General features: G+C 70.2%; 16 protein-coding genes. 7 read left to right on the top strand and 9 right to left on the bottom strand.

Annotation, left to right across the window (positions count from 1 at the left end):
- Window position 1: 1 nt before the first annotated feature.
- Window positions 2–1,015, bottom strand: a complete 1,014-nt coding sequence (locus tag ACMTAK_RS17510) for an alpha/beta fold hydrolase (RefSeq protein ID WP_413807094.1) — start codon at window positions 1,013–1,015, stop codon at window positions 2–4.
- A gap of 118 nt (window positions 1,016–1,133) precedes the next feature.
- On the opposite strand from ACMTAK_RS17510, the gene ACMTAK_RS17505 reads away from it, so the two are divergent.
- From ACMTAK_RS17505 to ACMTAK_RS17495, 3 genes are all read left to right on the top strand, one after another.
- Window positions 1,134–2,060: a LysR family transcriptional regulator gene (locus ACMTAK_RS17505; RefSeq protein ID WP_413807093.1), complete on the top strand. Its 927-nt coding sequence runs from the start codon at window positions 1,134–1,136 to the stop codon at window positions 2,058–2,060.
- Between the two features lie 196 nt (window positions 2,061–2,256).
- A complete protein-coding gene (locus ACMTAK_RS17500) occupies window positions 2,257–2,478 on the top strand; it encodes a hypothetical protein (RefSeq protein ID WP_191065470.1) in 222 nt (73 codons plus the stop codon).
- Entirely contained in the window at window positions 2,468–3,733 is a 1,266-nt protein-coding gene (locus ACMTAK_RS17495; protein WP_413807092.1) for a sigma-70 family RNA polymerase sigma factor, read from the top strand. Before ACMTAK_RS17500 ends, ACMTAK_RS17495 begins: the two co-directional genes overlap by 11 nt.
- Window positions 3,734–3,792: 59 nt before the next feature.
- On the opposite strand, the gene ACMTAK_RS17490 is transcribed toward ACMTAK_RS17495, so the two are convergent.
- On the bottom strand, window positions 3,793–4,185 hold the full coding sequence (locus ACMTAK_RS17490) for a glycosyl hydrolase (RefSeq protein ID WP_413807091.1): 393 nt from the start codon (window positions 4,183–4,185) through the stop codon (window positions 3,793–3,795).
- A 495-nt stretch (window positions 4,186–4,680) separates the two neighbouring features.
- The gene (pip, locus tag ACMTAK_RS17485) at window positions 4,681–5,646 is read right to left on the bottom strand and encodes a prolyl aminopeptidase (protein WP_413807090.1); all 966 of its coding nucleotides are present in this window, start codon (window positions 5,644–5,646) and stop codon (window positions 4,681–4,683) included.
- A 305-nt stretch (window positions 5,647–5,951) separates the two neighbouring features.
- Here pip and ACMTAK_RS17480 point away from each other — a divergent pair, with 305 nt between their 5' ends.
- Genes ACMTAK_RS17480 through ACMTAK_RS17470 form a run of 3 tightly spaced genes read left to right on the top strand, consistent with a single transcriptional unit; the run spans window position 5,952 to window position 11,051 of the window.
- Window positions 5,952–6,596: an RNA polymerase sigma factor gene (locus ACMTAK_RS17480; RefSeq protein WP_413807089.1), complete on the top strand. Its 645-nt coding sequence runs from the start codon at window positions 5,952–5,954 to the stop codon at window positions 6,594–6,596.
- Window positions 6,593–7,669 (top strand): CU044_5270 family protein, encoded by a 1,077-nt coding sequence (locus ACMTAK_RS17475; protein WP_413807088.1) that lies wholly within the window; start codon window positions 6,593–6,595, stop codon window positions 7,667–7,669. The genes ACMTAK_RS17480 and ACMTAK_RS17475 overlap by 4 nt, the downstream gene beginning before the upstream one ends.
- A 1-nt stretch (window position 7,670) precedes the next feature.
- Entirely contained in the window at window positions 7,671–11,051 is a 3,381-nt protein-coding gene (locus ACMTAK_RS17470; RefSeq protein WP_413807087.1) for a S8 family serine peptidase, read from the top strand.
- A 66-nt stretch (window positions 11,052–11,117) separates the two neighbouring features.
- On the opposite strand, the gene ACMTAK_RS17465 is transcribed toward ACMTAK_RS17470, so the two are convergent.
- From ACMTAK_RS17465 to ACMTAK_RS17455, 3 genes are all read right to left on the bottom strand, one after another.
- Entirely contained in the window at window positions 11,118–12,035 is a 918-nt protein-coding gene (locus ACMTAK_RS17465) for a carbohydrate ABC transporter permease (protein WP_413807086.1), read from the bottom strand.
- Window positions 12,036–12,048: 13 nt separating this feature from the next.
- Window positions 12,049–13,425, bottom strand: a complete 1,377-nt coding sequence (locus ACMTAK_RS17460) for an ABC transporter substrate-binding protein (RefSeq protein ID WP_413807085.1) — start codon at window positions 13,423–13,425, stop codon at window positions 12,049–12,051.
- A 143-nt stretch (window positions 13,426–13,568) separates the two neighbouring features.
- Window positions 13,569–14,579, bottom strand: a complete 1,011-nt coding sequence (locus ACMTAK_RS17455) for a chitinase (RefSeq protein WP_413807084.1) — start codon at window positions 14,577–14,579, stop codon at window positions 13,569–13,571.
- Window positions 14,580–14,801: 222 nt separating this feature from the next.
- Between ACMTAK_RS17455 and ACMTAK_RS17450 the strand changes: the two genes are divergently transcribed.
- On the top strand, window positions 14,802–15,821 hold the full coding sequence (locus ACMTAK_RS17450; protein WP_413807083.1) for a GlxA family transcriptional regulator: 1,020 nt from the start codon (window positions 14,802–14,804) through the stop codon (window positions 15,819–15,821).
- Between the two features lie 43 nt (window positions 15,822–15,864).
- Here the strand turns inward: ACMTAK_RS17450 and ACMTAK_RS17445 are convergent, their stop codons facing one another.
- From ACMTAK_RS17445 to ACMTAK_RS17435, 3 genes are all read right to left on the bottom strand, one after another.
- A complete protein-coding gene (locus ACMTAK_RS17445; RefSeq protein WP_413807082.1) occupies window positions 15,865–18,675 on the bottom strand; it encodes a multifunctional oxoglutarate decarboxylase/oxoglutarate dehydrogenase thiamine pyrophosphate-binding subunit/dihydrolipoyllysine-residue succinyltransferase subunit in 2,811 nt (936 codons plus the stop codon).
- Window positions 18,675–19,751 (bottom strand): TDT family transporter, encoded by a 1,077-nt coding sequence (locus ACMTAK_RS17440; RefSeq protein ID WP_413807081.1) that lies wholly within the window; start codon window positions 19,749–19,751, stop codon window positions 18,675–18,677. The genes ACMTAK_RS17445 and ACMTAK_RS17440 overlap by 1 nt, the downstream gene beginning before the upstream one ends.
- A gap of 135 nt (window positions 19,752–19,886) precedes the next feature.
- Window positions 19,887–20,597 carry a response regulator gene (locus ACMTAK_RS17435; protein WP_138917617.1) on the bottom strand — a complete coding sequence of 237 codons (711 nt, stop codon included), beginning with the start codon at window positions 20,595–20,597 and terminating at the stop codon, window positions 19,887–19,889.
- Window positions 20,598–20,837: the final 240 nt, after the last annotated feature.

Raw genomic sequence — 20,837 nt, 5'->3', positions numbered from 1 at the left:
ATCAGGACGCCGGTGAGCGTCGGACGCGGAGTACCTCGCGCAGGATGGCGCTGGTCTCCTCGGGGCTCTCCAGGGGCCAGAAGTGCCCCCCGGCGACATAGCGGACCTCGACGCCGGCCGCATGGGGAATGTGCTCGGCGGCGTCGGCGTAGAACTCGCGGGGCTGGCTGCGTGAGTCCCAGCCTTGCAGCAGGGTCACCGGAGCGCGCCAGCGCGGGATCAGGTCGCCGCGCCGCTCGATCCACTCCTTCCGGAAGGTGGAGGCCATGCTGTAGCGCGGGACGGCGCGGGTGATCCCGGGGTATGAGTACTCCTGGATGACGCGGCGCATGTCCTCGTCGGCCACCGGCAGGTTCCCGACGAAGGCGTACGCCCAGACGACGAACCGTTTCGGGTCCTCCATCATCCCGCTCCACGGTGCCTCGGCGAGGAGGTCGTCCTGCGGGGCGAGGTCGGGGTGGAAGTGGTGGAGGTGCTGCTCGCCGCGCACATAGTGGCGGACTCGCCCGGGGTGGGCGGCGGCGATGTGGTCGCCCTGTACGGTGCCCCGGTCGTGGGTGACCAGAGTGAACTGATCCACTCCGATCGCGTCGAGCAGCGCGACGAGTTGCCCGGCCGCGCCGGAGTGCCGGTAGTCGCCTCGTCCCTTCTCCGACTGTCCATAGCCTTTGAGGTCGATCGCGACGCAGCGGTACGCGTCCGACAGCGCGGCCATCTGGTGGTGCCACAGGAACCATGAGTCGGGCATCCCGTGCAGGAACACCACGGGCTCCCCGGTCCCGGTCTCGACGTAGTGCCACCGGACCGTTTCGTGATCGCCCGGGACGTCCTCGAAGTGGTGGGTGAACACGGCCCCGTCGAGCTTCTCGGTGTCCCCCTCGTGATCCGCGGGGCGGGGCCGCACATCGGCGTAGCGCTCAAGGCGCCGGGCCACGAGGGCGTCGGGCGGCACGAAGTTCTCGATGGCCTGCCGTGCCCTCACGGGCAGCTCGGTGTAGTGCCACTGATGGTCCATCGACGTTTCCTCTGGTGGTCGTGGGTCGAGCCGACCCGCCCACCCTCACCCGGGTGTGCCCATCACGTCCAACGATGTCTGCTGCTGGGCACCAGCACGATCAGTGATAATGGAAGGCGTGGAACTGCGCCATCTCGAATACTTCCTCGCGGTCGCCGACACCGGGAGCTTCACCCGCGCGGCGAAGACGCTGCACGTCGTCCAGTCAGGCGTGTCGGCGACGGTCAGGGCGCTGGAACGGGAGCTGGGATCCGCCCTGTTCACCCGGAGCCCACAGGAAGTCACCTTGACGGCGGCCGGACGTGCCTTCCTGCCCCGGGCGCGAGAGACCCTCGACGCCGCGCGCGCCGCCAAGGACGCCGTTCACCGGACACAGGGCGCCCTGCACGGCACGGTCACGGTCGGCACCCAGACCTCGGTCGACCTCGTCGACCTGCCCGGCCTCCTGGCCGCGCTGCGCGCCCGGCATCCCGGTGTCACGGTGCGGCTCCGAGCGGCCATGGCGGGATCGGCGGGCCTGGCGGAGCAGCTGCGCGACGGGCGACTCGACGTCGCCTTCCTCTCCCTGCCCGGGCCGCCACCGGCCGATCTCACCACCCGGCTGCTGGCCACCGTACCCATGGTCGTGTACGTGGCCGACTCACATCCGCTGGCCGGGGCGGGCCGGGTGCCACTGGCGCGGCTGGCCGAGTTCCCGTTCATCGACTCCCCGCCGGGTTTCGGCAACCGCGCCGTGGTCGACCAGGCCTTCGCCGCCGCGGGGGTGCGGAGGGAAGTATCCGTCGAGGTCGCGGACGTCGGCACTGCCGTCAACTTCATCCGGGCGGGGCTGGGAATCGGCTTTCTCGGCCATTTCCTGGTCCCTGACCGGACCGGCCTCGACACGGTGCGGGTCGCGGACCACGAACCGCGCTGGCGGCTCACCGTCGCCACCGCCGCGACCCGGCGCCCCAGCGCGGCCACCGAGGCGTTCCTGGACCTGCTCGGTGAACGACATCCCTCACCACTCCGGGGTGCCTCCCCCCAGGGTCTCAACTCGGTGTGACCAAACGCGACTCCAAGGACCCGGAGGGTCGAATACTCCGCCGCACCCCCCCGCGTGGGAAACCTTCGCGGCGGCGGTGCGGCGGTGGCTGGAGGAAGAAAGTTCGGCGTCGGCGTAACGGATCGGGTGTCCATCGACCCATACCGGTCGTGTGCCGCGTTATCAGGATGCGGCCGTCCGAACGCGAGGCGATGTGATGATCGATCCCTTGTTTCTTCCGGTGCTCGGCGCGGGCTTGTCCCTGGTGGTCCACCTGGGCGCTGCCGCCGCCGAGGTGTGGGTGCTGCGCGGGCGGGCCCGGCTGACCGCGGCGGCCGCCAGGGCGCCGGAAGGGGTTGAGCTGGGAGGGCGCGGGCGGGACGGCGCGACGTGGTACGTGCGGACGGCCCGGACGGAGGGCGGCGGGCGTGCGCGATGAAGCTGCGGGCGGTCGCCCCTGGCCCGATGGCTTGACGGTGGCCGACCTGGATCGTGACAACGGGCGGTTTTGGAAGGTGGACCTTCGCGCCTATGCCGAGCGCCAACTGAGACAGCACGGTGTGCCGTCGGGCCGGCTGGACGCCGACGATGTGGTCCAGTCCGCTTGGCTGGAGCTGCACAGCGCGAAAGCGGAGATCCGGTGGGCCGATCGATACGCGTACAGCGTGGCTCGGAACGCGATCCGCCGGGCCGCCCGGGAAGGCCGTCGGACCGCCTCGACGGCCCTGGCTTCCGATGACGTACCCGTGCTTGGCGAGGCGTACCCGACCGAGCGTGAGCAGGAGTGGAACTCCCCGGTCGAGTATCGGGTGCTGCAACAGGAGACGGCGAGCGAGATCGCCGCGGCCAAGGAACGGCTGACCCCTTTGCAGCGCGGCGCGGTCGAGGGAACGGTGGAGCACGGGTTGCCGCGCTCCGATGTCGCTGCCCAGATGCGTGTGCAGGTGGGGACGGTATCGGCACATCGGGCCCGCGGACTGTCGAAGCTCCGCGCCGAGTTGGTAGGGCTCTTCCTCCTGTGGTTGTTCCTCCTGTCGTGTGCCGTGTCGTTCGCTCTGGTGCATCCACCGGGCTCGTTGGCCGGTGGGGTGGGCGGCCTCCTGGTGTTGCTCGTCACCGGCGTCGGGAAGTTGGTCCACTCGCTGAGGCGGGAGGGCGGGCGGATCATGACGTACGGGGCGGAATGGCCGGCGGCAGCCGCGGCCCTGGGCCTCACCGCATGTGTCGTGGTCTTGATCGTCGTGAGCCGTTCCGCCGACGGCACCCCCGGATTGGACTACGCGTCGGGGGCCGAGCCGACGCTGAACCGGTCGGGCCTGGAGAGCTGCTTGGTGAGCGGCTACCCGCGATGCCCCGGCAACCAGTGGTGGTGGTCCATCCCGGCCGATGAGCCGCTGAGAACCACGCTCGCCCTGGACGGGGCCGGTACGTCCCGGGCCCTGCGTGGCCAGCTGTGGCTGGACCCCTGCGGCCTCGATGACATCTCCGTACGGTGGTCCATCGCGGCGGGCTCGCGGCAGGTCGCCTCCGGCACCATGACCACCCACGGCGCTCTCGAATCCAGGACGCTGACGGGGAAAATCCCGCGGCAGGCCCGGGTCCTGACCCTCGCCGTGCGGCGCACCGACTCCGATTCCGCCTGCCACGGTGTCTTCACCTGGGACAAGGCCGGGGTTGAGGCAACGAGACGCTGAACACACGGCCCGTGGTGCCTGCGGAAGCAGACACCACGGGCCATGGAGATGCGCCCAGGTCACCACCAGATGGTGCAGGCGACATCCGGATAGTTGCCGGCCTTGCCGCAGGCCCGCATGAGATTGCCCTTGTTGTTGAACGCGTCGGTGTGGTTGCTGCCGCCGGTGTTGATCTTGGTGACGCTGAGCTGGTTCCAGGTTCGGCCGCCGTCGTAGCTGCGGTCCACCCACACCAGGTCACCCGGGGAGCCGAAGATCCTGCCCCATGCGCATGTCCCGTTGTACCGCAGCTCGATGCCGCGGGAGTGGGTCGAGGCGGACGCGACCGTCCTGGCGTTGTTGGTGTTGCAGCCTTCGGCGGCCTGAGCCGGAGTCGCTGCCACCGCGGTGAGCATGGCTCCGGTGAGCCCCGCTGCGGCGATGGTCCCGAGGAGGGCGTTGCGCGTACCCATGGCTGGTGTCCTTCCGGTTGCGTGAGTCGCTCATTCGGCGACATTCCGGGTGTACCGCACGCCCGCCGGGACCGGTCCCGCCCAGTGTGGCTGGATATGGCCTGAAGCAACCGCTTCGTCGCATACGAGTCCTGGCGCGACGACCTAGTACCCGGGGGCCGTGACGTACGTCATGTGAACCCGATCGCTCCCGCGGACAGTTGAGGGTGTGAGCACTGACAAGGACATGAGCCGGACGTCGGGCGCCGGACCGTCGGCGATCGCCACGGCGGCGGTGTGCGCCCTGTTGGTCGCGGCGGTGCTGACGGGGGCCGCGCTCGTGGCCCCCGGGTCCGGCCTCGGCGTACGGACGGAGGGCCCCGCCGCCGCCGGGGGAGCCGTCACCGGGAGCCCCGCCACCGCCGCGGCGGCCGCCGCCGGGGACCCGGCTGGGGCCATCGCCGCGCGCCCGGGTTCAGTCCCCTGTTCCGGCCGCGCGGCGCACCGCGGAGCCAGTCACCGGCCTTCCTTGCCGAACCCGGCGATCGCCTCCAGGACCGCGGCCCGCAGCGTGGGACTGCCCGTGTGCCCCGAGTCGTCGATCACCTTCAGCTCGGCGTCCGGCCAGGCCTTGGACAGCTCCCATGCGCTCTGCAGCGGACTGCCCAGGTCGAGTCGCCCGTGGATCAGCACCGCGGGGATGCCGGCCAGCCGGTGCGCGTCACGGAGGAGCTGTCCGTCCTCGAGCCACGCGTCATGGGAGAAGTAGTGGGCGCAGATCCGGACGAAGGCCATCAGCGCGTTGTCGGGCTTGTCGCTGTAGTAGCCCGGATGCCCCAGTGCCTCGTGGGCGATGACGGCGTCCTCCCAAGCGCACCAGGCCCGCGCCGCCTTGACCCGGACCGCCTCGTCCGGACTGTTCACCAGCCGGTCGTAGGCCGCGACGAGACCGCCGCCCCGCTCCGCCTCCGGCACCGCGTCGCGGAAGGTCTCCCAGGCGCCGGGCAACAGGCGTCCGACACCGCGGTAGAGCCAGTCGGTCTCGTCCGGCCGGGTCATGGTGACGCCCGCGATGACGATCTCGGAGACCCGCTCGGGGTGGCGCTCGGCGTAGGCGAGGATCAGCGTCGAGCCCCAGGAGCCGCCGTAGAGGAGCCAGCGGTCGATGCCCAGGTGCTCGCGCAGGCGCTCCATGTCGGCGATGAGGTGGTCGGTGGTGTTGTGATCGAGGCTGACGGACGGGTCCGAGGCGTGCGGCAGGCTCTCACCGCAGCCACGCTGGTCGAACAGGACGATCCGGAAGACCTCGGGATCGAACATCCCGCGATCGCCGCGGTGCCCTCCGCCGCCGGGGCCGCCGTGCACGCACAAGGCCGCCTTCCCCTGGGGATTCCCGCTGGTCTCCCAGTAGATCCGGTTTCCGTCGCCGACATCGAGGAGGCCTTGCGCGTACGGTTCGACGGGCGGGAACGGCTCGGCCATGGCGGTCTCCTCCTGAAGGCGCGAAAGAGCAACCTGACGAGGCTAAGCGCTTCGCGGGAAGTGCCGCGAGGTGCGGTCGTTCATCCGCGGCCGCATCGTGGCCGTTCGCGCCCACGCGGCGGAGCCGCACATCGACACAGCCCCGCACCCCTTCGGGGCGCCACCGAACCGCACCGGACCTCAGCGAGGCCGCTTGGTCGACGGCCGGAACGATGTCTCAGGGTGTCCTCACTCAGGAGCCCCGGCAGAATGAGGTGTGACCCGCATCACCGGAACTCGTCGGTAGTGCCGGTCAGTCAACCAACGTGACCACAGATATGCGAACCCGGGTACGGGCCGGGGATCCCGACGCCTTCGCGGAGTTGTTCGACGACTACGCGCGCGCGGTGTACAACCACGCCTTCCGGCTGACCGCCGACTGGTCCGTGGCCGAGGACGTCATGTCGGCGACGTATCTGGAGGCGTGGCGGCGCCATGCGTCGGTCGAGGCCGAAGGGGGTTCGCTGCGGCCATGGCTGCTGGGGATCGCCACCAACGTGGCCCGCTCGCACTGCCGCGGCAACCGCCGCTACCGGGCCGCGGCCGCCGCAGCCGCCGAGGCGGGGCCCGAGGCCCAGCGGATTCCCGACCACGCCGAGGAGACGGCGGGCCGGGTGGACGACCGGCGGCGCATCAACGCCACACTGACCGCCCTCGGTTCGCTGAAGCGTGCCGAACGCGAGGTCCTGGTGCTGTGCCTGTGGGAGGGCATGGAGTACGCCGATGTCGCCCGCGCCCTCGGAATCCCCCTCGGAACCGTCCGCTCCAGGCTGTCCCGCGCCCGCACGAAGCTGCGCAAACTCGCTGATGCCGAACTCGTCGGGAAAAAACGGGAACTCGCCTCTCTCATCCGGCAGATAAGAGGTGATCGCAGCCACGCGATCCGGTCCGCAGAGGAAGGAAACCGATGAACGCCAGCCCCTCCCAGCCGCACCCGGCTGAGTGGCCGGAGACCCAAGAGCTCCGGGACACCGAGGAGCGGAGTCTGCCGGCGGGCCGCCACGCGTTGCACAAGGAGCACCTGATGGCCCAGATCCGTGACGACATCCGCAGCACCGGAACCTCCGCCCCCGCCCGGCAGCGCAACCCGTTCCTGCGCAAGGCGATCCTGCTGCCCGCCGGGGCCTGCGCCCTGGCCGGGGCGATCGTGGGCGGTGTCGCCCTGTCCGGGGGCGACGGCGACAGCGACGGTGTGACCCCCCTGGCCACCGGTCCCGCGCTGACCACCCGGCTGGGCGCAGTCGACGCCAAGGGCGGTCCCCAGCTGCTGGACCGCATCTCCCTGGCGGCGGGATCCGGCGACACCGACGGTCCCGTGGTGCGCGACGGCCAGTACGTCTACATCGCCTCCAAGGTGGCCAACACCTACCCCAAGACCGTGAACGACAAGACCACCGTGGTCAGTACCGAACTGCACGACCGTCAGGTCTGGCAGTCGGCGGACGGCAAGGACGGCTGGCTGATCGAGCCGGGCGAGACCAGCGACGAGGGCACCACCCTGGCCGGTCCGCACCCGATCGGCTCGGCGTACAACAGCCTCGTCAAGCTGCCCGCCGACCCCGACGCGCTGTTGCGGAAGATCTATAAGCATGCCCGCGCGGACAAGGACAAGGGGGTCCCCGTCGACCAGGCGGCCTTCGTCGCCATCGGCGATCTGCTGACCGAGAGCTACCCGCCCGCCGAGCTCGCCCGCGCCCTCTACAAGGCCGCCGCCAAGATCCCCGGGGTGGTCGCGGTGGACGACGCGATTGACGCCACGGGCCGTCACGGGGTCGCGGTGGCGCGGATGGACGACACCGGCCAGCGCGAGGAGTGGATCTTCGACAAGAAGAGCCTGAAGTTCCTCGGCGAGCGCACCGTCCAGGTCAAGCCGAGCCCGGACAAGAACGACCCGATCAAGCCCGGCACCGTGGTCTCCACCAGCGCGATCACTCAGCGCGCGGTCGTCGACGGCAACAAGCAGACGCCCTCGCAGGCGGGCTGATGTGAATCCGACACTGCGTGAGCGAGCGTCGGCGACCTCCAGGACCGCGGTGTGCGCCCTGGTGGTCGCGGGAGTGATGGCGGGGGCCGCGCTCGCGGCCCCCGGGTCCGGCCTCGGCATACGGACGGGGAGCGCCGCCACCGCCGGGAGGTCCGGCACCGGTGACCCGGTCAGGGGCATCACCCTGGTCACCGGGGACCGGGTCCAGCTGGACGCCAAGGGCCAGGTGACCGGCGTCCAGCAGGGACCGGGCCGTAAGGACATCCCGGTATCCGTCCGGCGCTCCGGTGGCGACAGCTTCGTCCTGCCGGCCGACGCCGTCCCCCTGATCGGCCAAGGTGTCCTGGACAAGCGGCTGTTCGACGTCAACGCGCTCTTACGAGCCGGGTACGACGACGCCCGTCGCGGGACGCTGCCGCTGATCGTGTCGTACAAGGGGGGCTCCGGGAAGAACAAGGGCGCGGCGGCGCTCTCGGAGGCGGGTGCCTCCGTGCGCCGCGCACTGCCCAGCGTGGACGGAGCCGCGCTCAGCGTGCGCAAGGCCGATACGGACGACGCGTGGCAGGCCCTCACCGCGCCCGGCGGCACACCCCACGCCCGCACGGCGGCCCCGGGGATCGCCCACGTCTGGCTCGACGGCCGGTTCAAGGCATCGGCCGAGCCCAAGGGCAAGGGCAAGGAGGTCGGCCGGAACGTCACCCAGATCGGCGCGCCGACCGCCTGGGACGCCGGATACGACGGCAAGGGCGTCAAGGTCGCCGTCCTGGACTCCGGCATCGACACCACCCACCCCGACCTCCAAAAGGCGGTGACGGAGGCGAAGGACTTCTCCGGAACGGGGAGCACCGACGACAGGTCCGGTCACGGCACCCATGTCGCGGCGACGGTGGCGGGCTCGGGCGCCCGGTCCGGTGGCCTCTACAAGGGCGTCGCGCCCGGTGCGGAGATCCTCAACGCCAAGGTGCTGGACGACAGCGGCGAGGGCACCGACTCCAGCGTCATCGCGGGCCTGGAGTGGGCCGCCGACCAGGGCGCCAAGGTCGCCAACCTCAGCCTGGGCCAGTTGGACACCCCGGGGCAGGACCCGGTCGAGACGGCCGTCAACTCCCTCTCGGAGCACAAGGGCCTGCTCACCGTCGCCTCGGTGGGCAACGACGGCCCCACGGCCGGAACCATCAGCACCCCCGGCTCGGCGGACTCGGCGCTCACCGTCGGAGCCGTCGACGGCGAGGACGGCATCGCCGAATTCTCCAGCACCGGCCCGACCGCCGACAGCACGCTGAAGCCGGACCTCACCGCGCCGGGCGTGGACATCGTCTCGGCGAAGGCGGCGCACGGCGACATGGGGGACCCGGCCGCGGACGGCTACGTCACCATGTCCGGTACGTCGATGGCGGCACCGCACGCCACGGGCGCCGCCGCGATCCTGGCCCAGGAGCACCCGGACTGGACCGGACAGCGGATCAAGCAGGCGCTCACCGCGTCCACGAAGCCGACCGCCGGTCTCGACGCGTACCAGCAGGGCACCGGCCGGGTCGACGTGGCCAAGGGGATCACCCAGAGCGTGACCAGCGAGCCCGTGTCCTTCGGGAAGCAGATGTGGCCCCACACCGACGACGAGCCGGTCACCAAGCGGATCACCTACCGCAACCACGGGGACAAGCCCGTCACGCTGGACCTGTCGGCCGCCGCGACCGGCCCGCAGGGCAAGGCCGCCCCGGACGGTCTCTTCAGCCTCAGCGCACGCCGACTCACCGTCCCGGCGGGCGGCACCGCGAGCGTCGACCTCACCGCGGACACCCGCACCGAGGGGCCGGACGGCGCGTACTCGGGCGCGCTGGTTGCCACCGCGCAGGGCGGCGACACGGAGGTACGGACGTCCTTCGGCGTCATCCGCGAGGCCGAGGCGTACGACGTCACCCTGAAGTTCCTCGACCGGCAGGGCAAGCCCGTCAGTTCGCCGCTGACCGAGATCAAGAGCTACACCACCGACTACTGGACCACCGCGTTGGAGGACCACCAGGAGACCTCGAAGGGCGTCTACAAGCTGCGTATCCCCCGGGGCGACTATGTGGTGGACACGGTGATGTCCGAGGACACGGACACCTCGCTCCTCGTCCGGCCGAAGCTCGCGGTCACCAAGGACACCACGATCACCTTCGACGCCCGCGAGACGAAGCCGGTCGAGGTCACCGCCCCGGAGAGCGCGAAGATGGCCATCGGCTATCTGAACTACCGCCTGGGCGTGCCCAGTGCTCTCAACGCCACCCTGTTCTACGGCGAATCCTTCAAGGGGCTGCGCACCGCGACCCTGGGCCCGTCCCCGGACGCCGGGAAATTCAGCACGCAGATCGGCGGCCTGTGGCAGAAGGGCAGTACCACCTACAACCTGCTCTACAACCTGCCCGACCGCTTCCCCACCGGCTACCGACGCACGGCCCAAGCGGGCGAACTCGCCCTGCTGAAGCGGCACATCGGCTCGTCCGCCCCGGACCGCAAGGGAGTCGTCAACGCGCTGTGGAGGGGGCCGGAGCTGTCCCTGGGCACGACCAGCGCCCCGTTCCCGCTCCCGGCGACGGCGAAGACGTACGTGACCACGCCCGAGGGCTTCCCCTGGACGGTCGCCGTCGGCCAGCGGGGTCCCGCCGCGGAGGACGACACCGATGTGCACTACCCCGAGGCGCGCCCGACGACGTACCAGGCGGGCCGGACCTACGAATCGACCTACAACGTCGGCGTCTTCAGCCCGGCGGTGGACGAGGACCACGCCGCGCGGCGAGCGGGTGACACGCTCGACATATGCCTCGCGGACTTCGCCGACGGCGCGGGCCACGGCGGAGAATCCCGGGCCGGTGAGCGGCACACGACGCTCACCGGACCGGGCGGCGAGAAGCTGCTCGACAACGACCTCGACCTCTGCCAGACCGTCGGGGGCCTCCAGGCCGCGTCGTCGCGGTACACGCTCCACACGGATGTGCGGCGCCCGGCCGACGTCGCCGGTGTCACCAGCCGTCTCACCGCCGACTGGAGTTTCGCCTCCGCGAAGCCGAACGGCACCGGGACCGCGTCCCTGCCCCTGTCCACCGTCCGCTTCCATCCGGGGCTGACGACGGGCAGCGCGGCGAAGACGGGCAGCCGGATCACCGTCCCGCTGTCCCTCCAGGGACCGGCCGCCACGCGTCTGAGGTCGCTTGCCGTGCAGGTGTCCTACGACGAGGGCGAGACCTGGACCGATGCCCCGGTGACCACGCGGGACGGCGAGAGGAGCCTGGACCTGACCCATCCGCGGGAAGCCCGCTCGGTCTCCTTCAAGGCCGACCTGACCGACACCGACGGCAACACCTACGCGGTGACGATCGTGAAGGCGTATCTGCTCACCTAGCCGATAGCCGATAGCCGATTACGCACCCCCGCCGGGGCGGCCGGTACGCCGGTCCCGGCGGGGGTGTCAGACCTCCTCGCGCATCAGCCGCAGATACACCATCGAGAACAGCGCGCCCACCAGCAGCAACAGCAGTGCCACCGCCGTGCCGTAGCCGATCAGGGACTTGTTGAACGCCTGGTCGTACATGAAGACCGGGAGGGTCTGGCTGCGGTTTCCCGGGCCGCCTCGGGTCATGGCCCAGATGAGGCCGAACACCGACAGCGTCTGGAGGGTGTTCAGCATCAGATTGGTGCCGATGGAGCGGCGGATCATCGGCAGGGTGATGTGCCAGAAGCGGCCGAGGCCGCCGGCGCCGTCGACCTCCGCCGCCTCGGTGATCTCCTTGGGGATCTCGGACAGCGCGGCGGAGTAGACGAGCATCGAGAAGGCCGTGCCGCGCCAGACGTTGGCGAAGGAGACGGCGAGGATGGGCAGGGTGTAGAGCCAGTTCTGGGACGGCAGGCCCAGCCAGTCCAGCAGGGCGTTGAGCGTGCCCTCGCGGCGGAAGAACGCGTACAGCAGGAAGCCCGCCACGATCTCGGGGACGACCCAGGCCGCGATGACGATCGAGCCGGTCAGCGTGCGCACCGGCCGGGAGGCGCGCTGCATCAGGGCGGCCAGGGCCAGGCCGAGGGTGTTCTGGCCGACGAGGGAGGAGAGGAGGGTGAAGACGAGAGTGAGGACGACCGCGTTGCGGAAGTCGTCGTCGCCGAAGGCGCGCCGGAAGTTGTCCAGGCCCACGAAGTCGGTGGAGGACGCGCCCGTGAGCTGCATATTGGTGAAGGCGATATAGACGCAGTAGGCGATCGGGCCACCGAGGAAGAGCAGCAGCATGACGGTGGCGGGGGCGAGCGGAAGCCAGCGCAGGGGGCGGCCGCGACGGGGGCCCGGCCGGGCCGGGGTCTCCGTCGGGGCCGCCGCCACCTTGGTCGCGGTTGCCATCGGGGGGCGGCCCTCAGCCCTGGCCGCCCGCCGCCACGGTGGCGCCGTCGGCGATGGACTTCAGCTGGTCGTCGTAGGACTTCGCGGCCTTCTCGGGTGAGGTGTCACCCGTGGTCGCGGCCTCCATCGCCTCGCCGATCGCCGTGGAGACCTGCGGATAGACGGGGGTGGTGGGGCGGTAGTGGGTGTTCTTCACCAGGCCCGTGAAGAAGGTGATCCCGGGCATGGACGAGGTGTACTTCGGGTCCTGCGCGACGTCCTTGCGGACCGCGATCTGCGCGTCGACGATGTCCCAGGTGACCGCGTTGTCCTTGGTCTGGAGCTGCTCGATGAACTTCCAGGCCAGATCCGGGTTCTTGGACTTCGCGGTGATCGCCCACGTCCAGCCGCCGGACATGCTGACCTTGCCGGGCGCCTGGCCGTGCTGCGTGGGCATCGGGGCCTGGCCGAGGGTCTTGGACCACTCGGGCCACGGCTTGCCGCCGGTCTTCAGCCAGTTCTGGCCCAGCCAGGAGCCGTCGAGGGCGATGGCCAGCTTGCCCTGGGGCAGCCATTCGCTGTAGACGGTGGTGCCCACGTTGGGGTCGAGGGCGTCGGAGATGTCCGGGCCCAGCTTCTCGGAGTAGACGGTCTTGAGAAAGCCGAGGGCGTCGCTGAACCCCTTGCCGCCGGTGACCCACTTCTTGGCGCCGGGGTCGTAGAGCGGGTTCCCGCCGGCCTCGCCCGTGCCGTACAGCAGCATCTCGAAGCCCTGCATCACGGAGGTCTCGCCCGGCGCCTTGCCGGTGTAGACGTTGAGCGGGGTGACGCCGGGGACCTTCTTCTTGATCGTGCGCGCCGCCGCGAGGATCTCGTTCCAGTTCTTGGGGGACCAGTCGGCGGGCAGCCCGGCCTTGGCGAAGATCTTCTTGTTGAACCACAGGCCGCGGGTGTCGGTGCCGTCCGGGACGCCGTACGTCTTGCCGTCCTCGGCCTTGGCCGCGGCCTTGGCGGTGTCGACGAACTGGTCCCAGGTCTTCCACTTGGCCAGATAGTCGTCGAGGGGGCGCAGATAGCCCGCCTTGATGTCGGAGTTGATCCGGAAGGTGTCCTCGTAGACCAGGTCCGGGGCGGTCTTCGGGGACCGCATCATCTGCTGGACCTTGGTGGCGTAGTCGTTGTCCTGCGCCTGGATCGGGATCAGCTTGACCTTCTTGCCGGGGTTGGCCTTCTCGAACTGCTTCTTGACCTCGGCCAGATGGTTGTCCTTGAAGCGGATCTTGTTGTCGGTGGAGCGGTTGTAGGCGACCTTGACGGTGTCCGGGTCGCTGCCCGAACCGCCACCGCAGGATGTGAGTCCGGCGGTGGCGGCGAGGGTGGCGGCGAGGATCAGTGGGGCGGTGGGGCGCACGGGCACGACCTCCTTGCTGGCCTCTGTGGGCTGCGGGCTGACCGTAAGGTCGGCTTCAACGGAAGGTCAATCCCCGTGACCTGGATGGTCACTTGATCGATCGCCGCCACCTCGCGCGGAACGGGACGCGGCTCAGCCCGGTGTCATCCGTTGTAGCCCGCGAGCGCCTTGGTGAAGTCGTACGTGCCCTGGTTGATACCGCTGCACGCGTCCCCGTCCGTACCGGAGCCGCACTTGCGGTCGCGGTTGAGCGACCAGAAGCTGACGCGGGCCAGGTGGTGGCCCTTGGCGTAGGAGACCATGTCCTTGAAGTTGTTCAGGGATATGGTCTCGCCCGCGACGTCGGTCTTGCCGTTCATCGAGGAGAAGCCGACCTTGCGGTAGGCGGCGTCGGAGGAGAGGCCGTACGCGCTCGCCACCGTGTTCTTCAGGCCGTCCACCGCGGACTTGGTGGCCGCCGCCATGTCGATCGAGCCCTGGCCGAAGTCGAACGGCATGACCGCCCAGCCGTCCACGTCGAGCCCGGCCGTGGCACCGCGCTTGACCAGGTCCTTGCCGTTGGAATCGGGGCCGCTCGTGGTGGTGCCGAAGGTGATGTACACCTTGATGCCGCTGTTCTTCTGCTTGACCGTCTTGAGCGCGTCGATCACGCGCTGGCGGACCGTGGCGTTCTCGAACTCGGTCGACTCGATGTCGATGTCGATCGACTTGAGTTTGTAGGCGTCGATGACCTTCTGGTACGCGCCGGCGAGCGCGGACGCGGAGGAGCACTTCTCGCCCAGCTTGTTACCGCTCCAGCCGCCGAAGGAGACGGTGACATCGCCGCCCGCAGAGCGGATGGAGTTGATCGTCGACTGGTCGTTGCCGCCGGTGAGCGCGCGGGAGCCGTCCCACTTGGGGTTGCAGCCGCCGTCGGACAGCATGAAGGCCATCGTGAACTGCTGGATACCGGTGGCCGACATGACGTCCGTGGCCTTGGGCGGGGAGCCCCAACCCAGGTACAGATACGGCCCGTTGAGCCCACTGGGGGCGGCGGCGGTGTGCGCCGCCCGCGGCGCCGCCTGTGCGGTGGCCGCCGTGGTGGCGCCCGCGGCGAGCAGGCCGATGGCGGCGGCGAGGGCGAGTCTGCGGTGCGTCGGCTTGGAAAGAGGCATGGCTGATGGAGCCTCCTGGGTGGGGGGTGGGAGGAAGTCGAGCGAGGCTGAACCTAGCGAGGCGGCATGGCCGCGACAAGACGTCGGATAGGAAACTTTCCTATTGGGCTCGCGGGCGCCTGGGAGGACGCGCCTCCCAGCAGGGAGGATGCCGGTCATAGCCGCGGTACGGGTCGGAGGCGGATAATGACCGCAGGTCCGCGTATGGCCCGGAGGCATCCGATGAACCACAGGCGCCCTGGAAAGGGCCCGCTCACCGTGACGGTGTTCGTCTTCCCGGGGGTGCGGCTGCTCGATGTGACCGGCCCCATCGAGGTCTTCGCATCGGCGAACGAGTTCGGCGGGCGCTATCGGGTGCGGACCGCGTCCGAGGACGGGGCGGAGGTGATCACCTCCGCCGGGACCCGCCTCGGTGCCGACCTGCGTGTCGATGATGTGCGTGAGCCGTGCGACGTTCTGGTGATCCCGGGCGGTCCGGAATGGGAAACGCTGATCAAGGACGATGCGCTGCTGGACGTCGTCCGGCGACTGCATGAGAAGGCCCGCTGCACGGCATCGGTGTGCACGGGGGCGTTTCTGCTGGCGGCGGCCGGACTGCTGGACGGGCGTCGCGCCGCGACGCACTGGCGGCAGTCACACCAGCTGGCCTCACGTTTTCCCTCCGTGCGGGTCAAACCGGACGCCATCTTCGTGCGGGACGGGCGCATGATGACCTCGGCGGGGGTCAGCGCGGGCATCGACCTCTCCCTGGCGCTCGTCGAAGATCACTACGGTGCGGAGGTCGCTCGGGCGGTTGCCAAGGACATGGTCGTCTTCATGCAACGACCGGGGAGCCAGTCCCAGTTCAGCGTCCGCTCCCAGGTCCCGCACTCCCATCGGGAGACCCTCCGCCGGGTGCTGGACGAGGTCGCCGAGAACCCCGGGGCCAACCACACCCTGTCGGCCATGGCGCGCAGGGCGGGCGTCAGCGTCCGCCATGTGACCCGGCTCTTCGACGAAGAGGTGGGAACCACTCCGGCCCGGTATGTGGAGCAGGTCCGGTTGGAGGCCGCCCGGGTGCTGCTGGAGACGGGTGATGACGCCATGACGGTGGTGGCGCGGCGTACCGGGTTCGGCTCGCCGGAGTCGATGCGCAGAGCGTTCGTGCGACACCTGGATGTGACGCCCGGTGCCTACCGGACCAGTTTCCGCACGACCGGCGTGGGCGCGGAGGATTCGGCGTCCGAAGCCGACTCGCCGTAGCCGAGGCGTGCCGGGCCCTTCCGCGGCTTGGCAGGCCGCGTGGTCAGCGGAAAGCGGATGCCACAAGATCCTTCTGCTCGGCGGCGTGCCGCCGGGCGGAGCCCACGGCCGGGGCCGGCGCCGGCGGTCGGCTGACGCATCCGATGGGACGGTTCGCCGGCCGCCGCACCCGCGGCTCCACGAAGGACCAGGCGCCTTGGTTCTCCGGCTCCTCTTGCACCCACCGCACCTCGGCGCCGGCGGGGAAACGGGCGAGTTCCGCGCCGAGCTCCCGCTCCGGGAACGGGTAGAGACGCTCCACGCGGACGATCGCGGTGTCCGGCAGGTTCGAGCTTCGCCGGTGGGCGTCCAGGTCGTAGAAGACCTTGCCCGAGCACACCAGCACGCGCCCGGTCCGGGCGGCATCGGCCGTCTCATCCGGCAGGACCGCACGGAACGCACCCGTGGTGAGCTCCGTCAGCGCGGAGGTGGCCGCCTTCAACCGCAGCATCGACTTCGGAGTGAACACGACCAGTGGCCTTCTGCGTTCGCGCTCACCGAGCGCTTGCTGCCTGAGCAGGTGGAAGTAGTTGCCGGGCAGGGAGGGCATGGCGACGCTCATGTTCCCCCGCGCACACAGTTGGAGGAACCGCTCGACCCTGGCCGAGGAGTGGTCCGGTCCCTGCCCCTCCAGGCCGTGCGGCAGCAGCAGCGTCACCCCGGAGCGCTGCCCCCATTTCTGTTCGGATGACGCGATGTACTCGTCGACGACGGTCTGGGCGCCATTGGCGAAGTCGCCGAACTGCGCCTCCCACAGCACCAGAGCGTCGGGCCGTGCCACGGAGTAGCCGTATTCGAAGGCCAGTGCCGCCAGTTCGGACAGCATCGAGTCGTAGGGCGCGAAGCCCGCGGCCGGCGCGCCGAGGGAGCTCAGCGGTGTGTACTCCACGCCGGTGCGCCGGTCGGTGAGCACGACGTGCCGTTGCCCGAACGTGCCGCGGCGGGAGTCCTGCCCGGCCAGCCGTACCGGAACCCCGTCCAGCAACAGGGAGCCGATGGCGAGGGTTTCCGCGGTGGCCCAGTCGATCGTTCCCGCGTCCAGCATCGCGGCACGTCGGCGCAGCTGCGGCAGTACGCGCGGGTGCACGGTGAAGTCCTGTGGCGGACTGGTCTGGGCCGCGATCACATGCCGGGCGGTCGCCTCGGTGATCGCGGTGGGCGCTTGAGCGACGGCCGCGTCCTCGGCGTCTCCGGCGTCTCCGGTGTCTCCGGCGTCCCCGGGAACGACGCGTGCCGGTGAGCGGCCGGGAACGGAAAGCGCCTGGGTCTCGACGAAGGCACGCTCGAGGCGTTCCCGGTAGTTCCGGAGGGCGCCTTCCACCTGCCGTTCGCTGATGTCTCCCCGGCGGATCAGCGCCTCGGCGTACAGCTTGCGCACCGAAGGTCTGGCGACGATGCGGTCATACATCGCCGGCTGCGTAATGGATGGGTCGTCGACCTCGCTGTGGCCGTGGCGCCGGTAGCAGATCAGATCGATGACCACGTCCTTGTGGAACGCCTGACGGTAGTCGAAGGCCAGCCGTGCGATACGGACGACGGCCTCGGGGTCGTCTCCGTTGACGTGGAAGATCGGGGCTTCGATGGTCCGTGCCGCATCGGTGGCGTAGCCGCTCGTACGGCCGTAGGCGGGTGAGGTCGTGAAGCCGAGCTGGTTGTTGATGACGATGTGGACCGTCCCCCCGGTGCGGTAGCCGGGCAGCTGTGACATGTTCAGCGTCTCGCCGACCACACCCTGACCGGCGAACGCGGCATCCCCGTGGACGACGATGGGCAGGACGGGGAAGGTGTCGGCACCGTCCGCGGCCACCTCCTGCTTGGCGCGGACCACTCCCTGGGCCACCGGCCCCACGATCTCCAGATGCGAGGGGTTCGCCACGACGGAGACGGCGATGGTGCCCCCGCTCAGGGCCCGATAGGTCCCCTCGGCACCGAGGTGGTACTTCACATCCCCGGATCCCTGGACCGACCGGATGTCCACCGCGTCGTCGAACTCGTGGAATATCTCCGCATAGGACTTGCCGACGATGTTGGCGAGCACATTGAGCCGGCCGCGGTGTGCCATACCGATGACGGCCTCCGTCACCCCGGCCTTGATGGAGCGGTGCAGCAGGGCGTCCAGCAGCACGATCGCGGACTCGCCGCCTTCGAGCGAATACCGTTTCTGGCCCACGTATTTGGTGTGAAGGAACGTCTCGAGGGCCTCCGCCGCGCCCAGCCGGTAGAGGATCTGCAATTGTTCGGCGCGGTCCGCCTCGGGGCGAGGTGATTCGATCCGCCGCTGGACCCAGCGACGTTCTTCGGAGCTTTGGATGTGCATGTACTGGGTGCCGACGCTCCCGCAGTAGGACTCCCGCAGGACCCGCAGAACGTCGCGAAGGGACATGGTGACCTGCCCGGCGAAGCCGTCGACGGCGAACGTCCGCTCCAGGTCCTCGTCGCCGAGCCCGAATGCCGTGATGTCGAGCTCCGGATGCGAGCCCCTCCGCTCCGCCGTGAGCGGATCGGTGTCGGCCATCAGATGTCCGCGCACGCGATAGGCGTGGATGAGTGCCGCGACGCGGACCGCCTTGACCGCACGATCACTCATCGTGCTGGAGTCGTGACGCTCCCGGCCCGTCACGGGGGTGGAAGAGGTGAAGAGGTCCCGCCACGCTTGGTCGACCGAGCCCGGGTCGTGCAGATACCGCTCGTGCTGCTCCTCGACAAGCCATTCGTTGAGGCCGAATTCCAGCTCATACGACTGTGTCATGCCATCCACGCTAAAACAGTTGGAAAGCTGAGAAAGACCGGTGAATGTGCCATAAAGGCAGCACATCAGGACATGTCGCCTGCCGGGTCGAGCAGGAGGTGCCTGGCGGCATGACGCAGGGAGTGGCCGGTCACCACCACCCAGGCGATGACGAGCAGCCCATAGAACGCCACCGCGATCCAGACGAACATCTGCGAACCGGTCCGTGCCGCGAGGGCGCTGGTGGCCGTCACGCAGGCGCCGACCGGGAAGATGAAAGACCACCACGTGGGCGCGAACGGCAGCCCGGCCCGGATCGTCCGTATCGTCAGTCCTGTGGCCAGCGCCACCCACAGCATGGTGAAGCCCCACACCACGATCCCGCCCAGCAGCGCGAACACCTCGGCGCCCCGCGCATAGGGTGCGGGCAGCGCGCTCGGCGCCACCGTCGCCAGCGCGCCGAGCGCCGTCACCGACTGGCTCAACGCCCCCACCCCGATCCACACCGTGGGCACCACCGTTCCGGTGGGGGCCTCATGGTGCACCAGACGGCCGTAAATCATGGCCAGCACCAGCAGTGCGGCGACCAGGCCCAGTCCGAGCATGGCGTAGCAGCCCAGCAGCAGAGCGAGCCGCGACTGCCCCGCCGGTGCGTGAGGCACGAGCAGCGCGCCCGTCGCGGCCGAGACCATTGGCGGCACCACCGGCATCAGCCAGCCCCCGAACGCCGCGTCCGGCGTGAAGCGGTGCCGGGTGACCATCAGATAGGGCACCGTGCAGGCCGTGACAAGACCGAGCACGGTGCCGAGCGACCACAGCACCCAGGCCACGTCCAGCGCCGTCTCGGTCCCGATCAGCGAGCGGCCGAGCAGCAGCGCCCCGGAACCCACCGTGAGCAGCGCCATCGGCGGCGCGCCGAAGAACTGGGCCGTCACCGGATCACCGGCGTGCGACCGCAGCGCCCGCTGCCGCAGGTAACCGACGGCCAGCAGGACCAGCAGGAGCGCGGCGCCCAGCCAGACCACCGTGGCGGCGGTCCGCAGCAGGTGGAAGCTCCATGGCAGGGTGACCGCCGCATTGGCGACGATGCCGGTGCCCATCACGGCCGCGAACCAACTGGGGCCGAGGAGCGGACGCCGCTTGCTGTCTGCCGTCGGCGCCAAGGGGGCGACGCTCGGGGAACAATTCATTCCGCAAACGTAGGCGTGGACCTGGGCAGCACTGCCGTGCATGTCCTGATGTAAGCGCCGCATGGCAGACATCGAGCGACCGCCGCGGCGGGTTCCAGCTGGTAGCTCCTAGTGCTCGCTGAGCCAGCGGTACAGCAGCTCGGGCCGTCCGATCTGCCCGTAGTGCGGGGCGCGGGCGGCGCGCCCCGCCTCCACCAGGTGCTCCAGATAGCGGCGGGCGGTGATCCGGGAGATCCCCACGGTCTCGGCGGTGGCCGCGGCCGAGATGCCCTCCTCCTCCGCGCCGCGCAGCGCTTCGGTGACGGCGTGGAGGGTGGCCTGGGTCAGCCCCTTCGGCATCGCGGCGGGCTGCGGCGCCCGCAGCGCGGCCAGCGCCCGGTCCACCTCGTCCTGCCCGCTGGCCTCGCCAGCGGTCGCGCGGAACTCGGCGTACCGGAGGAGGCGGTCCCGGAGGGTGGAGAAGGTGAACGGTTTCAGCACGTACTGCACGACCCCGAGGGAGACCCCGTCACGGACCACCGCGAGGTCCCGGGCCGAGGTGACCGCGATCACATCCGCCCCGTTCCCGGCCGCGCGCAGCGCCCGTACGAGCTGGAGGCCGTGCCCGTCGGGGAGGTAGAGGTCCAGCAGCAGCAGGTCGGCGGGCGTCCGCTCCAGCAACCGCTGCGCGTCCCCGCCACTGCGCGCCGCCCCGACGACGGCGAAGCCGGGAACGCGCTCGACGTACATCCGGTGCGCGTCCGCCGCGACGGGGTCGTCTTCGACGACGAGAACCCGGATCGGCGCCGGATCCCCCGGTCTCGCCTGCGGGGGGCTCATGAACGGATTCCTCTCGAAACGCGGTCGAAACGCGGTGCACACAGAAGCTCAGGGGTCCAATTTACGGAGGGTAACCGCAAGTGGCCAGATCCCTACGGTGACGATTCCCCTACGCCCTGTCTCCCGGGGCCTCCGCCCCCGGACCCCCGCTCCCGGACGGCCGGATATGGCCGTCGGCGGCCGGGCCGGGCGGGATGGCGCGGGCCCCATCCGACGCAGCCGCGCCCGCCGGATGCCGAG

Source organism: Streptomyces lacaronensis, assembly GCF_047337785.1.
GTDB lineage: Bacteria > Actinomycetota > Actinomycetes > Streptomycetales > Streptomycetaceae > Streptomyces > Streptomyces lycopersici.
Note: the sequence above shows the minus strand (reverse complement) of the source record. Positions and strands in the feature narration are given on the sequence as shown.

What these genes read in the sequence shown, in the direction of transcription:
- ACMTAK_RS17490 (WP_413807091.1), bottom strand. Translation starts at nt 4,185, where the DNA reads ATGGGTACGCGCAACGCCCTCCTCGGGACCATCGCCGCAGCGGGGCTC.
- ACMTAK_RS17435 (WP_138917617.1), bottom strand. Translation starts at nt 20,597, where the DNA reads ATGAGCCCCCCGCAGGCGAGACCGGGGGATCCGGCGCCGATCCGGGTT.
- ACMTAK_RS17455 (WP_413807084.1), bottom strand. Translation starts at nt 14,579, where the DNA reads ATGCCTCTTTCCAAGCCGACGCACCGCAGACTCGCCCTCGCCGCCGCC.
- pip (WP_413807090.1), bottom strand. Translation starts at nt 5,646, where the DNA reads ATGGCCGAGCCGTTCCCGCCCGTCGAACCGTACGCGCAAGGCCTCCTC.
- ACMTAK_RS17465 (WP_413807086.1), bottom strand. Translation starts at nt 12,035, where the DNA reads ATGGCAACCGCGACCAAGGTGGCGGCGGCCCCGACGGAGACCCCGGCC.
- ACMTAK_RS17510 (WP_413807094.1), bottom strand. Translation starts at nt 1,015, where the DNA reads ATGGACCATCAGTGGCACTACACCGAGCTGCCCGTGAGGGCACGGCAG.
- ACMTAK_RS17500 (WP_191065470.1), top strand. Translation starts at nt 2,257, where the DNA reads ATGATCGATCCCTTGTTTCTTCCGGTGCTCGGCGCGGGCTTGTCCCTG.
- ACMTAK_RS17445 (WP_413807082.1), bottom strand. Translation starts at nt 18,675, where the DNA reads ATGTGCTGCCTTTATGGCACATTCACCGGTCTTTCTCAGCTTTCCAAC.
- ACMTAK_RS17450 (WP_413807083.1), top strand. Translation starts at nt 14,802, where the DNA reads ATGAACCACAGGCGCCCTGGAAAGGGCCCGCTCACCGTGACGGTGTTC.
- ACMTAK_RS17475 (WP_413807088.1), top strand. Translation starts at nt 6,593, where the DNA reads ATGAACGCCAGCCCCTCCCAGCCGCACCCGGCTGAGTGGCCGGAGACC.